We start from the raw sequence: 13,777 nt of genomic DNA on the forward strand, positions 1-13,777 counted from the left end.
GGGCAGCGGGCACGGCGCTTCGTGGCGCGGGGAGGACTCCCCGTGAGGTGCCTCCCCTGCGAACACTCGGTCAAGCCTGCTTACAGTGAACCGTGTGTGATCCTCCCGCGCGTGTCGCGGGTTGATCGCTGAGATTTCCGGAGGAAAATCACCCGTACGGATGTACGGCGAGGGTGATCATTCAACGCAGCGTGCTGGGGAGAGCCCCAGGAGGGGATGACAAGAGGTGACCGACCGCGAAACCGGCCTGTTGTGTCACGAGCTGCTGCTCCACCTCGCCGACCGGATCCCGAGCGATTCACTGTGGCGTTACCGCGACTGGCTGGCCGGTGGCGCCGCGGAGGTCCTCGCCGTTTCCCTGCCCAAGCACCTGCTGCGCGAACGCATCGGGCTCACCGACGAGGAGCACCGCCTGCTCTCCGACGCCCTGCTACCTCTCGGAGCCGATCCGGCGGCGGTGGGCGCGATACTTCCGGCCGAACCGCTCCCCGGCGGAGCCGGCACCGGGAGGTACTCGTTCAGCGCGACGGGGCCCACCGACGACAAGGGTGACTCGGAAGCCCTCGTGCTCGGCGCCTCCCTGAGAGGACGCCCCGGTGTCCACGAAGTGCGCGGCAGCTGGCGACGGGACACCACGAACGAAGACTCACCGGCCCGGGTGGTGTTGGTGACCACCTCCGGAGACCCGGTCGAACTCACGGGGGAGATCCAGCGAATCCTCCGTGCCCTCGGCAACCACGCCCCGCTCGTCGAGGTGCTTCCCGCCGACGTCGAGCTCACCGATTACCACAGTCGAGCGCACACCGCGTCGAACCTGATCTGCACGGGCAGCGGCGAACTCGTGGGCCAGAGCTGACCGCGCGGAACAGGACAGGACACGCCCGCAGAATTAAGGAGAGCCCCGTGGTGGACGTGGCAGACGGCGCCGGACCGGCCGAGCGGCTGCACGACCTGCTGCTGAACCTCACCGGACGGTTGGACGACGACGCGGTCAACACCGCGCGCGAGCTCGCGGGAGCGGGCCAGACCGATGCCGCCGCCGAGCTCGTCACCGGATCGCTGCTGGCAGGCGGAATCGTGGTGAACCGCGCGGAGCAGCGCGAGCTCGCGACGATCCTCGGCCAGGCCAATTCGCGCAGCGGGCTGGCCGAACGGCTCGTACCCGGCGAGACCGGAACCCCGGAGCCGCACAGGTTCACCGAGCCGGAGCGGGTCGACGACCTCGTCGCGGCGCTGCGCGCGGTGGCGCCCCGCCTGCCGAACCTGCGTTCGCTGTGGTGCGCGGCGCGGACCACGGCGGCCGGCGTCGCGGCCGAAGCGGTGCCCCGCAGAGTGCTGCTGGCCGAAGTGGACGGATCGACAGCGGTCGGGCCCACCGGGTACCAGCTCGTGCAGGCACTGCGCCGTTCCGGCACGGCCTGCTCGGTCGAGGCCTTCGAGACCGGCAGCGAGCTGCCCGAGTACCACCGCGACGCGCTGGCCGTCTCCCACGAGGTGGAGCTGGACCAGGCCCCCGTCGATCTCCCCGGGGCCACGCGGCACGAAGCACGCGGGAATCACTCCTTCGAGGACTTCACGAAGCAGGTCCACCACCAGGAGACGTTTCCCGAACCAGCGCCGACGCGGGCACGGCAGCAGCACGAGTCCTCCACGCTGGGGGAGGAGCCCGACCTCGGCTCGCCCGCGGTGAGCACCACGGCCGAGTGGCCCGTTGTCGAGCAGGAGGAAACCGACCGGTCCGACTACCTCCCGCAGGGACTGCCTCCCATCGAGGACCTGCCCCCTTACGCCCCGTACCAGGGGGAGCGGTCCTCATCGGGCGAACCGGACCCGGAGCAAACCGGCTTCATCCTCGACGACCGCCCTGCCGCCGACATCTCCGGATCGGCACCTCGCGAGTTCCCCGAGCAGGAGTTCCCCGAGCGAGGGGGGTTTCCCGAGCGGGAGTTCCCCGAGCGGGGGAACCAGCCGGATTCGATGAGCTTGCCCTCCTCCGCGGCCGGGCCCCCCGCGCCCGCGGCGGAGCCCGCTCCCGCGGCGGACGACGACTCGGACCGCGCGCACTCCCCGCAACCCGAGCCGGACGAGCCCGCGTCCAACCCGAACGTTCCCGCGGCCGTGGACGCCAAACTCACCGACCGGGAGCGCAACCTGCTGCGGAAGCTGCACGAGGAGCTGGCGCAGCGGGAGCAGGACAGGGAACCGGACCAGGCCGAGTCCCAGGACGCGTTCGCGGAGCCGGCTCCCCGGGCGAGCGGTGAGACGCAGCAGGACCCGCGCACCACGACCGTGCCGGGGACCGGGAACTTCCCCCCGATCGGCTCGGTCGGACCGCAGCAGCCGTGATCCCCGCGGAGGACGAGTTCCCCGCACGCCGCACGGTGCCGTCACCCCGGTGGTGGCCGCTAGGCTCGCGTTCATGCGTCTGCCCGCCGAACTGACCCTGCCGGACGAGCTGGTCCCCGAGCGACCACCCGACCCGCCGGTCACTCCGCGCGACGCGGCCACGGTGATCCTGCTGCGGGACGGTCCGGGAGGGCCCGAGGTGTTCCTGCAGCGCCGGGTCAGGGGCATGCCCTTCGCCGGTGGCATGACGGCCTTCCCCGGTGGAGGCGTCGACGAGCGCGACGACGACGCGGACATCGCGTGGGCCGGCCCCTCCCCCGGGTGGTGGGCCGCGCGCTTCGGTTGTGACGAGCAGCGAGCTCGCTCGCTGGTCTGCGCGGCCGTGCGCGAGACCTTCGAGGAATCGGGGGTCCTGCTCGCGGGGGAGAGCCACGAGAGCGTGGTCGGCGAGGCCGCGCGCTACGCGGAGGAGCGGCAGGCCCTGGTCGCCAAGGAGCTCTCCCTGGCGGGGATGCTCGCCGAGCACGGGCTGGTGCTGCGGGCCGATCTGCTGCGTCCCTGGTCGAACTGGGTGACCCCGGCCGTGGAACCACGTCGGTACGACACGCGGTTCTTCCTCACCAGCATTCCCGAGGGACAGCGCGCCGACGGTCTCACCGGGGAGGCCGCCGAGGCCTACTGGCGCCTGCCCGCGGAGGCGCTGAACGACTGGCGTTCCGGCGAGTGCGGTCTGCTCCCGCCCACCTGGGTGACGTTGACCGAGTTGGCGGACTGCTCCGACGTCGCGAGCGCCTTGACCGTCGAGCGGGAGATCGACAAGGTCATCCCGAAGGTGGTTCACCGCGACGGAGCCTGGCGCGTGATCCTGCCCGGACAGGAGTGAGTTCCCGGCTCGGGCTGCTCGGGTGGCGCGCTCGGCGCTACCCCGCCGCCAGCGCGCCACCGAGGCCTCGGTGGCGCGACGCGAGATCCGGAAAGGAACGACGAGTGAGTACGCGGTCCTCGGCACACCCCACCTACGGGGTGCTGCGTCCCGTCCTCGAGTACGCCGCCGTACGGCTGGCGCACAACCCGGGGCCGATGACCCTGGACGGCACCAACACCTGGCTCGTGGGCGCTCCCGGAGCGGGCGAGTGCGTGGTGGTCGACCCGGGCCCGGCCGACGCGGAGCACCTGCGCGCCGTCGGCGAGCACCTCCCCCTCGCCGGGGTGCTGCTGACGCACCACCACCCGGACCACACGGACGGCCTGGAAGAGCTGGTGGAGCTGACCGGGGCGCCGGTCCGCGCGGTGGACCCCGCGTGGTGCACGAGCGCCACGCGGAGCACGTCCGGGGGGTTCGGTTCCGGACCGCTGGAGGACGGCGAGGTCGTCGAGGCCGCGGGCCTGGAGCTGCGGGTGCTGGTAACCCCCGGGCACACGGCGGACTCGATGTGCCTGCACACCGAGCACGGCGGAGTCCCCGCCCTGTTCGCGGGCGACACCCTCCTCGGCCGCGGGACCACCGTGGTGATGGCCGATGACGGCCACCTCGGCTCGTACCTGAGCTCGCTGCGCAGGCTGGGCGAGCTCGCTCCGGGCACCCGGTTGCTGCCGGGGCACGGCCCCGAGGCCCCCGATGCCCGCGAGGTCGCCGAGCACTACCTCGAGCACCGCAGGCAGCGGATCGACCAGGTGCGCGCCGCGATCAGCGGGATGGAGGGGGAGGTGAGCGCTCGGCGGGTCACCGACGTCGTCTACGCCGATGTCGATCCCTCCGTGCGGCCGGCGGCCGAGAGCACGGTGCTGGCCCAGCTGGAGTACCTCCGCGAGCGGGGAGAGCTCTGACCGCTCGCTCTCCTCCCGCGCGAGGCCCGGTTCGCGCCGCCCCGGAGTCGAGCTCCCGGAACCGGTCGGAGTCAGACCGCCGCCTGCTGCGGAGTTTCGGTTCGCGCGGGCAGCAGCGTGCGCCGCCGTGTCCAGAGCAGCCCGCCGAGGACCAGACCGATGGCGCCCGCCGTGGCGAAGGACAGCGGCGGGGCCTGCAGCTCCACGAGCTGGCCGCTGAGCGACTGCCCCGCCGCGGCTCCCAGGGTCACGGAGGTGATGACCCATCCGAACGCCTCCGTGGCCGTGCCCTTCGGCGCGGCCGCTTCGAGGGCGACCGAGTGCGCCGTGGACTGAGGGGTGACCAGGCTTCCCGCGATCAGCAGCGCCACTGTGAGCCCCAGGAGGCTCTCGGGCAGGATCAGCAGCATGACCAGCGCGCCGAAGGCGGACAGCAGGGCGGGCAGCCTGAGGTGCATCGGACGTGGCCACGGGCGCATCCCGTACAGCACTCCGACGATCACGGAACTCACCGACAGCACGCTGAGCAGCAGTCCGCCCACGGCGGCGTGCCCGGTGCGCTCGGCGGCCGCGGGGACCGCCACCTCGACCATTCCCAGCACCGCCCCGAAACCGAAGGCCGCCAGCGCTACGCTGCGCATCCCCGGTGTGGCCAGCGCCCCGAGTACCGATCCCGCGGTGGAGGACTCCGTCCGGGGGCGTTGAGCGCGGGCCGCCGGAGTCAGCGCGAAGCCGACGCTTCCCACGACCATGCACGCCGCTCCGGCGACCAGGCCGGTCCCCGCCCAGGGCATGGTCACGAGCAGACCGGCCAGCCCCGGGCCCAGGATGAAGAACACCTCCATGCTGATGGCCTCGTAGGAGTAGGCCGCGTCCCGCACGCGCCCCTCGGGCAGCAGCAGCGTCCACAGCGCCCTGGAGGCGGGGCCGGTCATGGGCTCACACGTCCCCACGGCCACGGCCAGCGGAACCAGCGCGACCGCGGGGCCACCCGACTCGATGACGGCTATCTCGGTGGCCACGAGCACGACGAAGATCCCGGAAACCACCAGCAGCGGGCGGGTGGGTCCGACCCGGTCCATGATCCGCCCCTGGAACACCGAGCCGAAGGCCACCCCGAGGAGGTTGCCCGCCGAGACCAGACCGGCCACTCCGAAGGAGTCGGTGGTGCGCTGGATGTAGAGCAGCAGGGCCAGGCCGATCATGGCCACGGGCAGCCGCGCCAGTATCGAGGTCACCACCGGCGCCGTGGCGCCGCGGGTGCGCAATGCCGTTCGGTAATCGGTGAGGGTCACGGAGTTGGACACGCGGCCCAGTATCACGAAAGTGGTACGGCAGTACCAATGAATTTCGGGGTTAACCGAATCACCAGCACGGCAGGGGTGAGCGGGCGCCGGGGCCGCCCGCGCGCTCGGAGGGGTCGCGCTCGAAATTCCCCGAAGAAATTTCCACGAACACGCAACCCCAACTCCGCCCAGTACGTCTTCACGGGTGAAAGGGCTTGGCAAGGCCGCTGCAGAAGGCGCAAGCTAAAGGTGAGCAACGTACGGGTGATCGATGGAACACTCGGCGTGGCCACCGGGATCCAGTCAGCTGGACCGGCGCCAGGACCTTCCGTCGTCGCACGGGAGTTCGGCGGCGGAACAACCGGAAACAAGCCTTCGATGTGCTGGTTCGGGGCCGACACATCGAGGGATCGGGGAAAAGCGTGGTTGGTCGGGGGACGGACCACGCGGTGAGAAGGGACCGGAGCGCCGCGTCGGGGGTGGCGCCCGGCCCCTTCTTTTTTCGGAACCCGGCGTCGCACCGTTCTCTCCGGCGGGACTCCAGTCAGCCGCGGCAGGCTCCGCGAGCCCCGCGTCGAACCATCCGATTCGCCTGCGGGGCTCGCCGCACGGCCTCCCGCACTTCCCGTACTTCAGCGGGCACGCGCCCGCGCCACCTCCGCTCGCCCGAGCTCCGAACCGGCTCGCAGGAGCCGCGCCCGGCGTCGGACGGCAACCAGCACCGTCCAAGGCGAACCTAAGGTGAACAACCTCACGCGGACACGAAAAACCGCACCGCCCGTCCCCGTCCGAGTTCTCCGGACGCGGTGAACGGTCGGCGCTGCGGCCACGCTCGAGGGAGCGTCGGAAGTACGGTCGTGTCTGTTCGCGGAGCGCGGATCAGCGGGCCCGGCGAGCCAGCCGTTCCGGATCGAGAATCAGCACGCTCTTGCCTTCGAGTCGAAGCCAACCGCGGTGCGCGAAATCGGCGAGCGCCTTGTTCACCGTCTCCCGCGAAGCCCCGACGTACTGTGCGATCTCCTCCTGGGTGAGATCGTGCGTCACCCGCAGCAGACCGGACTCCTGGCTGCCGAAGCGTTGCGCGAGCTGCAACAGCGCCTTGGCCACCCGACCCGGGACATCCGTGAAGATGAGGTCGGCCAGCATGCCGTTCGTCCTGCGCAGCCTACGGGCGACCACGCGGAGCAGCTGCTCGGCGATCTCCGGGCGCGTTCCGATCCACTGGCGCAGCGCACTCCGGTCCATCGTCAGCGCGCGCACGTCGGTGACCGTCGTGGCCGTCGACGTCCGCGGCCCCGGATCGAAGATCGAAAGCTCACCGAACATGTCCGAAGGGCCCATGATCGCAAGCAGGTTCTCCCGGCCGTCCGGAGACTTCCGACCGAGCTTGACCTTGCCGGACTGGATGATGTACAGGCGATCCCCCGGCTCACCCTCGGCGAAAATCACGTGGCCCCGCGGGAACTCAGCCGGTTCCAGCGATTGCGTCAGTGCCTCCGCGGCCGCCGGCTCCACTCCTTGGAAGATGCCGGCCCGCGACAGGGTCTCGTCCACCTCGTCCCTCCATGTTGAGACGCGGCGGCTGCTCTCTACGCCGATACCGCCATGGAGCGGCTACCGGCGTGTGCCGCCTATCACCACAACCAGTCTACGACCGATCGCGTGACCGGCGGGTACGTAGTCTGCCGGCGCGTCCCACCCTGCGAAGCTGGAACAGCTCCAGCGCACGTCCAATTCCCTGCCGGAACAGCGCCCGGACCTCATCGGGCCGGGCGTTCTCCAGCAGCTCCTCCACCTCGTTCTCCTGCACCGCACCATGCCGAAGCCGAGCCTCGACACGCTCCATGAAGAGCGTGAAAAACATGATCACAAGCGGTACGACGATCACGAACCAGGCAGTCATTGTGACCCAATCTTCGCTCATAGCTCGGTGACACTCGCAACCGGGGTGCGTCAACAGCACTCCGGCCTCGCTCCGCACGGAACCGTGAAACGCGCGATCACGGACGACCCCGGGAACGCCGCACGGCCTTCCCGCCCCCTCCCATCGGGCGAGCACGAGCGCACCACAGCACTCGCGAACATGACACGGATCACACGACGGCGCCGGGTCGTCCCCCGCTCATCCCTCGGACGGAGGTCCGCACGCCTTCCCGGGCCGTAGGCTAGTGGAGTGTCCGACCCAGCTCCAAGCAACACGCAACGCAAACGCTCGTCCGAGACCAGGCTCGGACTGGTAAGGCGCGCACGCAGGATGATGCGCACGCTCACCACGGCGTACCCCGACGCGCACTGCGAGCTGAACTTCGAGGACCCGCTGCAGTTGGCGGTGGCCACGATCCTCTCCGCCCAGTGCACGGACAAGCGCGTCAACGAGGTGACGCCGAAGCTGTTCGCCCGCTACCCCACGGCGGCCGACTACGCGGCGGCCGACCGCACCGAGCTGGAGGAGCTGATCCGCTCGACCGGTTTCTACCGGAACAAGACCAACTCCCTGATGGGGCTGGGGGCCGCCCTCGTCGAGCGGCACGGCGGGGAGGTGCCCGCGACGCTGGAGGAACTGGTCAAGCTGCCCGGCATCGGCCGCAAGACGGCCAACGTGATCCTGGGCAACGCCTTCGACGTGCCCGGTCTGACGGTGGACACGCACTTCGCCCGCCTCGTCGGGCGCTGGGGCTGGACCGAGTCCTCCGACCCGGTCCGGATCGAGCACGCCGTCGGCGAGCTCATCCCCCGCGCGGAGTGGACGATGCTCTCGCACCGGGTGATCTTCCACGGTCGGCGGGTCTGCCACGCCCGCAAGCCCGCGTGCGGGGCCTGCCCGCTGCGCAAGGACTGCCCGTCCTACGGGATCGGCCCGACCGATCCGGGCGAGGCGGCCGAGCTGGTGCGCGGTCCGGAGTCCGAGAGGTTGCTCGAACTCGCCGGAGTGCGTACCGAGGTCGGGGGAGACGAGGCACGCACGGCTGGATCCGGGGAGTCGACGACGCGATGAGTTCCGAGCAGCCGGATCGGCGCGGGTTCGGCCACGAGATCCGCTGGACGCTGATCGTGGTGGTGGTGGCCGTGCTCGGCGCGGTGGCGCTGTGGCCGCGCGGCGAGGACCCCTCCTCCGGGACGGCCCCCCGGCCCGGAGCGGCCGAGCGCTCCCGCCCCGGTGTGGACACCCTGCGCCAGCGAGCCGACCTCGCGGGATGCGTTCCCCCCTCCGGCACCGGCACCTCCACGGCGGCGCGGGATTCCCCGCTCAGCGGGGTCACGGGGACCTGCCTGGGCGACGGTTCCCGGACCGACCTGGCCGAGACGCTGGCGGGACGGACCACCCTGGTCAACGTGTGGGCCACCTGGTGCCCGCCCTGCCGCGAGGAACTGCCCGCCCTGCAGGAGTACTCCGAACAGCCGAACTCGGTGCGCGTGGTCGGCCTGCAGGTCCAGAGCCGGCAGGAAGCGGGACTCGAGCTGCTGGACGGCCTGAACGTGCGGCTGCCGGTGCTGCACGCGAAGCGGGAGCGCGTCGCCGAAGCGCTGCCCGCTCCCAGACCACTGCCCGCCAGTTACCTCGTCACCCCCGAGGGCCGGGTCGAGCGGTTGCCTCCCGAGGTGTTCGAGAGTCCCGAACAGATCCGCCGGGCGGTGGACGACGAGCTGGAGGCGCGGTGAACGAGGAACACGGCCCGCTGGTGGACCCGAGACGACTTCCCGACTGGCTGCGGCCACTGGTCGAGCGAACCGCCGAGGTCGAAGCGGAGGCACTCGGCTGGCCCCGGACCCCCCGCGGGGAGGACGTGCGCCCGGCAGCGGTGCTGATCCTGCTCGGTGAGGAGGACGAACGGACCGGTCCGGACGTGCTGCTGCTGCGCCGCGCTGACGGGTTGAACTCGCACCCCGGGCAGGTCGCCTTCCCCGGAGGGGCCGTGGACAGCGGCGACGCGGGGCCCGTCGACGCCGCTCTCCGCGAGTCGATCGAGGAGGTCGGCGTGCTGCCGTCGGGGATCACCCCGGTGGCGAAGCTGCCCGAGCTCCACCTGGCCTACAGCTCGTTCCGGGTGACCCCGGTGCTCGCCCACTGGCACGAGCCCGCTCCGGTGCAGCCGGTGGATCCGGACGAGACCGCCGCAGTGGCCCGAGTGCCCATCGCGCGGCTGTCCGACCCGGCCAACCGGTTCAGGGTGCGCCTGGCTGGCAGGACCTCGCCCGCCTTCCTGGTGCCGGGAATGCTGGTCTGGGGGTTCACCGGTGGCCTGCTCTCCGGCCTGCTCGACCTCGCGGGCTGGTCACGGGAGTGGAACCGTGGGGACGTGCGGGATCTGGACGAGGCGTGGAGAGCCGCGGTGGAGGCGGCTGATCCCGGTTGCCAGCGTTGAGATCGGATCCGTTGGAATGGGCGGCGAACCCTTCGGGAGGTGATCACCTTCGGTCGGCCCGCGTGCGCGACTCTGCCCGGCGCGACTCGACCCGGACGGAGCAATCGCCACTCGAAGTCCCCTGACGTCCGCAGCCGGAGGGAGCGCGCGGATGGAGCGAGCACGCGCTCGGTCGGATCGGCGGCCAAGCCGCTTCCCCGCGCCCACGCAGTCGGCCCCGCCGAAGTGCCCGTCCGACGCGGATGCTTACGAGTCCGGGCAGCTCGACCGACCGCGGGTTCTCTCGTGGTGCTCTCGCGAGGAAGGCCCGACGTTGTGTAGGCCGCTACCCGATGTCGGGCCTGGTCGGAGCGAGAGCCCGCGAGAGGTTCCGCCACGGAACCCACCAAGCAAACCGAACCGCGCACTCTCCAGATCGAGGTGATCGGTGAACTGGGTCGACTTACTAGTAGTGCTGCTGGCACTGCTGGCAGCGGTCTCGGGCGCGCACAACGGCCTGGTCACCGCCTCGCTCTCCTTCATCGGGGTGATCGCGGGAGCGATCATCGGTGTGCGCTCGGCCCCGCTGCTGCTGGAACGGCTGGACAGTCCGGCCGCCAGGATCGGCTTCGGCGTGGGGATCGTCGTGCTGCTCGTGGCCCTGGGCGAGACTCTCGGCATGTGGGTGGGCAGACAGCTCCGGGACCGCATAACCGGGCACCGCAGGCTCATCGGCGTCGACAACGCGCTGGGAGCGCTGCTGCAGGGGATCGCCGTGTTCGTCGTGGCGTGGCTGGTGGCGCTGCCGTTCACCGCCGCCTCGGCGCTGCCGAGCCTGGCCTCCGCCGTGAGCGACTCCAGGGTGCTGCGCACCGTCGATTCGATGATGCCCGAATCGGCGCGCTCCCTTCCCTCCGACCTGCGGAGCATGCTGGGGATCAGCGGGTTCCCCCAGACCCTGGAACCGTTCTCGCGGACCCCGGTCGCCAGCATCGAGCCCCCGGACCCCGCGTTGGCGCACAGCGAGGTCGTCCGCCAGGTTCGTCCCAGCGTCGTCAAGGTGCGCGGTCGGGCGCCCGACTGCGGACGCGCGTTGGAGGGAACCGGCTTCGTGGTCTCCCCGAACAGGGTGCTGACCAACGCGCACGTGGTGGCCGGAACCGACAGCGTCTTCGTCGAGATCGGACGCGGCCAGTTCGCCGCCAAAGTGGTCTCGTTCGATCCCGAGGAGGACGTCGCGGTCCTGTCCGTGCCCTCGCTGAACGCCGAATCGCTCGATCTGAGTCCCGGGCAGGCCACCTCCGGGTCCGACGTGCTCGTGCTCGGCTATCCGCTGGACGGGCCCTACACCGCTTCCGCGGGCAGGGTTCGGGAGCGGATCGACCTGCGCGGACCGGACATCTACGGAGACTCGACCGTGATGCGCGACGTCTACACGGTGCGGGCCCAGGTGCAGAGCGGCAATTCCGGGGGTCCGCTGGTGAACGACCGCGGTGAGGTCGTGGGGCTGGTCTTCGGCGCCGCCGTGGACGACCGCAACACCGGGTTCGCCCTCACGGCCGAGGAGATCTCCGACGAAGTGGCCTCCGCCTCCTCGCTGACCGCCGAGGTGCCCACCGGCCCGTGCACGGAGTGAGCCCGCGGGCTCCCTCCGGGAGCCTCGCGCCTGCCGAGCGGGATCGCCTCGCGGCGCGGGCGCCCTGCCGAGATCACCCCGAACGCCTCGCGGCGCGACGGGCGGGGCTCACGAGCTCTCCTGCTGCTCCGCGCCGTCCGAGTGCCGGTGTCGCAGTTGTGCCGTGTCCTTCAGGGTGTCGATCGTCCGCCGCGGAGCTCGCACCTTGCGCACGCGCAGGTAGCCGAGCAGGGCCAGCAGGATGGCGACCACCAGCATCAGCAGGAACACGATCCCGAACGCGGCCCACCGCCACAGTCCGACGGCCGCCAGCCCCTCGGCGAGGGTGAAGAACAGGAAGAAGCTGCTGAAGGCGAGCACGGTCAGCGCGAGGACGAAGAAGACGCTGCCCTTGAGCGCCTTGCGCACCTCACCGGCCACTTCGGCCTTGGCCAGCTCGAGTTCCCCGCGCACCAGCGCCGAGAGGTGGGTCGCGACGTCCCGCGCGAGAGTTCCGATCGACTGCTCCCCCCCGGACCCGGTGTCCTCTTCGGACATCGGGATCGACGTGGCCGTCGAGACCGTGGTGGCGTCGGAGTCTTCGTGTCGTTTGTTCTGGGCACTGTTCACGATCGTCATCGTGCCACGAAGCCGTGATCCCGACTCAGTGACGCGCCCGACAGCGGGGTCACCACGCCCGCCCGGGTCCAGCTGGTCGCTCCAGCGGCCGGAGGCCGTTCGCGGGGATCGACGTCGCGCCGGGACCACACGACGTTCCCACCACGGCACGGGGCGCATCGCACGGCGGGACCAGCGCACTCGGCCGCGGGCGCAGCGCCGCGAGCTGCGCCCGGAGACGAGGCGAATCGACCGGAGCCCGCCCGGCCGCGGGGCCCGACCGCGGCGAAGCGCTCACTCGGGAACGATCCTCACCCGTGGTCGCGCCGTCCCCCGCGGGAGTGGATCACGCCTGCTCGCCCTGGGGCTGGACCTGGGGCTGGGAACGATCGCGCTTCCTGCGCAGCACCAGCATCGCCGTGGCGACCACGGAGGCGACGGCGGACGCGATCAGCACGGCGGCCTTGGCGCGGTCCGCGGCGGCGCCGGTCAGCGAGAGGTCGGCTATCAGCAGGCTCACCGTGAATCCGACCCCGCCGAGCATCGCCAGCGCGAACAGGTCGCGCCACGCCACACCCTTGGGCGGCGTTCCGAAGCCGAGCTTGACCGCTATGAAGGAAGTACCGAATATGCCCAGCATCTTGCCGAACACCAGACCCACCATGACCGCGATGGCGATCCGGTCGTGGAAGACGGCACCCAGCGCGTCCCCGCCCACCGGAACTCCGGCGGCGAACAGGGCGAAGATCGGCACCACCAGGGCGGCCGACCAAGGCTGGAGCCGGTGCTCCAGCCGCATGGAGGGCGAAGCCCGCTCGTACGGGTCGGTGCGCACCCTGGTCAGCAGGCCGAGGGCCACCCCGGCGATGGTGGCGTGGACGCCGCTGCTGTGCACCGCCACCCAGGTGGCCACGGCCAGCGGGACGTACAGCCACGACGTGCGGATGCGCTTGCGCTGGGCGTACCAGTAGCCCGCGCACAGCACGACGGCGATCAGCAGGGCGAGCAGGTTCAGACCCGAGGTGAACAGCACCGCGATGACCACGATCGCCCCGAGGTCGTCGACCACGGCCAGACTGAGCAGGAACACCCGCGCGGTGGTCGGCATGGCCGAGGAGGTCAGCGAGAGCACGCCCAGGGCGAAGGCGATGTCGGTGGCCACCGGGATGGCCCAGGCCTGCGCCGCCCCCGGCGCTCCGAATCCGATGGCGGCGGCCACCACGGCTGGCACGATCATGCCGCCGAGCGCTGCCAGCACCGGAAGCGTCGCCGTCTTGCGATCGGAGAGGTCCCCGAGGATCAGCTCCCGCTTGAGCTCCAGCCCCGCGACGAAGAAGAAGATCGCCAGCAGGCCGTCCTTGGCCCACTCCCCGAGCGTCAGGTCGAGGTGCAGGGCGTGCGGCCCGACGGTGAACTCGCGGGCGGCCTCGTAGAAGCCGGAGATCGGCGAGTTGGCCGCGACCAACGCGACAACGGTGGCGGCGAGCATGAGCATGCCGCCGACGGTTTCGTTTCGCAGGTAGGAACCGAAGTCAAACCCCCGGGCCTCCTCCGGGGCGGCGGACCGTTTTGCTCGGTTGCGCTGCGATTTCGCCACGGAGTTGCTCCCGAGATTGATTACGCCACTTGCTCCACAATGACCAGTGTTCCGACTCGCCCCGCGAGTGACCTTAACACGGCCGAACCCACCGTACGGCGTTTCGCGAGCAGCACGGCGCGTGTTCGCCCGCGCTCGCCCGGGA

At 71.1% G+C, this 13,777-nt stretch carries 13 protein-coding genes; 8 read left to right on the top strand and 5 right to left on the bottom strand.

Going from position 1 to position 13,777, the window contains the following annotated elements; genetic code table 11:
* Positions 1-226 precede the first annotated feature (226 nt).
* The 4 genes from G9Q41_RS19360 (at position 227) to G9Q41_RS19375 (ending at position 4,173) form a co-directional block, all read left to right on the top strand.
* Positions 227-856 carry a hypothetical protein gene (locus tag G9Q41_RS19360; RefSeq protein ID WP_092524690.1) on the top strand — a complete coding sequence of 210 codons (630 nt, stop codon included), beginning with the start codon at positions 227-229 and terminating at the stop codon, positions 854-856.
* A gap of 47 nt (positions 857-903) precedes the next feature.
* The gene (locus G9Q41_RS19365; RefSeq protein ID WP_165633721.1) at positions 904-2,346 is read left to right on the top strand and encodes a hypothetical protein; all 1,443 of its coding nucleotides are present in this window, start codon (positions 904-906) and stop codon (positions 2,344-2,346) included.
* 73 nt (positions 2,347-2,419) lie between these two features.
* Positions 2,420-3,229: an NUDIX domain-containing protein gene (locus G9Q41_RS19370; RefSeq protein ID WP_092527686.1), complete on the top strand. Its 810-nt coding sequence runs from the start codon at positions 2,420-2,422 to the stop codon at positions 3,227-3,229.
* A 104-nt stretch (positions 3,230-3,333) separates the two neighbouring features.
* A complete protein-coding gene (locus G9Q41_RS19375) occupies positions 3,334-4,173 on the top strand; it encodes an MBL fold metallo-hydrolase (RefSeq protein ID WP_347567614.1) in 840 nt (279 codons plus the stop codon).
* 71 nt (positions 4,174-4,244) lie between these two features.
* Here G9Q41_RS19375 and G9Q41_RS19380 read toward each other — a convergent pair whose 3' ends face one another.
* The 3 genes from G9Q41_RS19380 to G9Q41_RS19390 form a co-directional block, all read right to left on the bottom strand.
* Positions 4,245-5,480, bottom strand: a complete 1,236-nt coding sequence (locus G9Q41_RS19380) for an MFS transporter (protein WP_245695832.1) — start codon at positions 5,478-5,480, stop codon at positions 4,245-4,247.
* A gap of 858 nt (positions 5,481-6,338) precedes the next feature.
* Positions 6,339-7,013 (bottom strand): Crp/Fnr family transcriptional regulator, encoded by a 675-nt coding sequence (locus G9Q41_RS19385; RefSeq protein ID WP_017972868.1) that lies wholly within the window; start codon positions 7,011-7,013, stop codon positions 6,339-6,341.
* A 94-nt stretch (positions 7,014-7,107) separates the two neighbouring features.
* On the bottom strand, positions 7,108-7,362 hold the full coding sequence (locus tag G9Q41_RS19390) for a hypothetical protein (RefSeq protein WP_017972867.1): 255 nt from the start codon (positions 7,360-7,362) through the stop codon (positions 7,108-7,110).
* 351 nt (positions 7,363-7,713) lie between these two features.
* Between G9Q41_RS19390 and nth the strand changes: the two genes are divergently transcribed.
* The 4 genes from nth to G9Q41_RS19410 all read left to right on the top strand — a co-directional run bounded on the left by nth (position 7,714) and on the right by G9Q41_RS19410 (position 11,438).
* Positions 7,714-8,454 (top strand): endonuclease III, encoded by a 741-nt coding sequence (gene nth / locus G9Q41_RS19395; RefSeq protein WP_207631550.1) that lies wholly within the window; start codon positions 7,714-7,716, stop codon positions 8,452-8,454.
* Positions 8,451-9,119 carry a TlpA disulfide reductase family protein gene (locus G9Q41_RS19400; RefSeq protein WP_165633722.1) on the top strand — a complete coding sequence of 223 codons (669 nt, stop codon included), beginning with the start codon at positions 8,451-8,453 and terminating at the stop codon, positions 9,117-9,119. The genes nth and G9Q41_RS19400 overlap by 4 nt, the downstream gene beginning before the upstream one ends.
* Entirely contained in the window at positions 9,116-9,823 is a 708-nt protein-coding gene (locus G9Q41_RS19405) for a CoA pyrophosphatase (RefSeq protein WP_165633723.1), read from the top strand. Before G9Q41_RS19400 ends, G9Q41_RS19405 begins: the two co-directional genes overlap by 4 nt.
* Before the next feature lie 427 nt (positions 9,824-10,250).
* Positions 10,251-11,438, top strand: a complete 1,188-nt coding sequence (locus tag G9Q41_RS19410; RefSeq protein ID WP_092524703.1) for a MarP family serine protease — start codon at positions 10,251-10,253, stop codon at positions 11,436-11,438.
* A gap of 108 nt (positions 11,439-11,546) precedes the next feature.
* On the opposite strand, the gene G9Q41_RS19415 is transcribed toward G9Q41_RS19410, so the two are convergent.
* Positions 11,547-12,056: a phage holin family protein gene (locus tag G9Q41_RS19415; RefSeq protein WP_092524706.1), complete on the bottom strand. Its 510-nt coding sequence runs from the start codon at positions 12,054-12,056 to the stop codon at positions 11,547-11,549.
* A 325-nt stretch (positions 12,057-12,381) separates the two neighbouring features.
* Positions 12,382-13,632 carry a Na+/H+ antiporter NhaA gene (gene nhaA / locus G9Q41_RS19420; protein WP_165633724.1) on the bottom strand — a complete coding sequence of 417 codons (1,251 nt, stop codon included), beginning with the start codon at positions 13,630-13,632 and terminating at the stop codon, positions 12,382-12,384.
* Positions 13,633-13,777: the final 145 nt, after the last annotated feature.

This window comes from Actinopolyspora sp. BKK2, assembly GCF_011291845.1.
GTDB classification, from domain to species: Bacteria; Actinomycetota; Actinomycetes; order Mycobacteriales; family Pseudonocardiaceae; genus Actinopolyspora; species Actinopolyspora saharensis.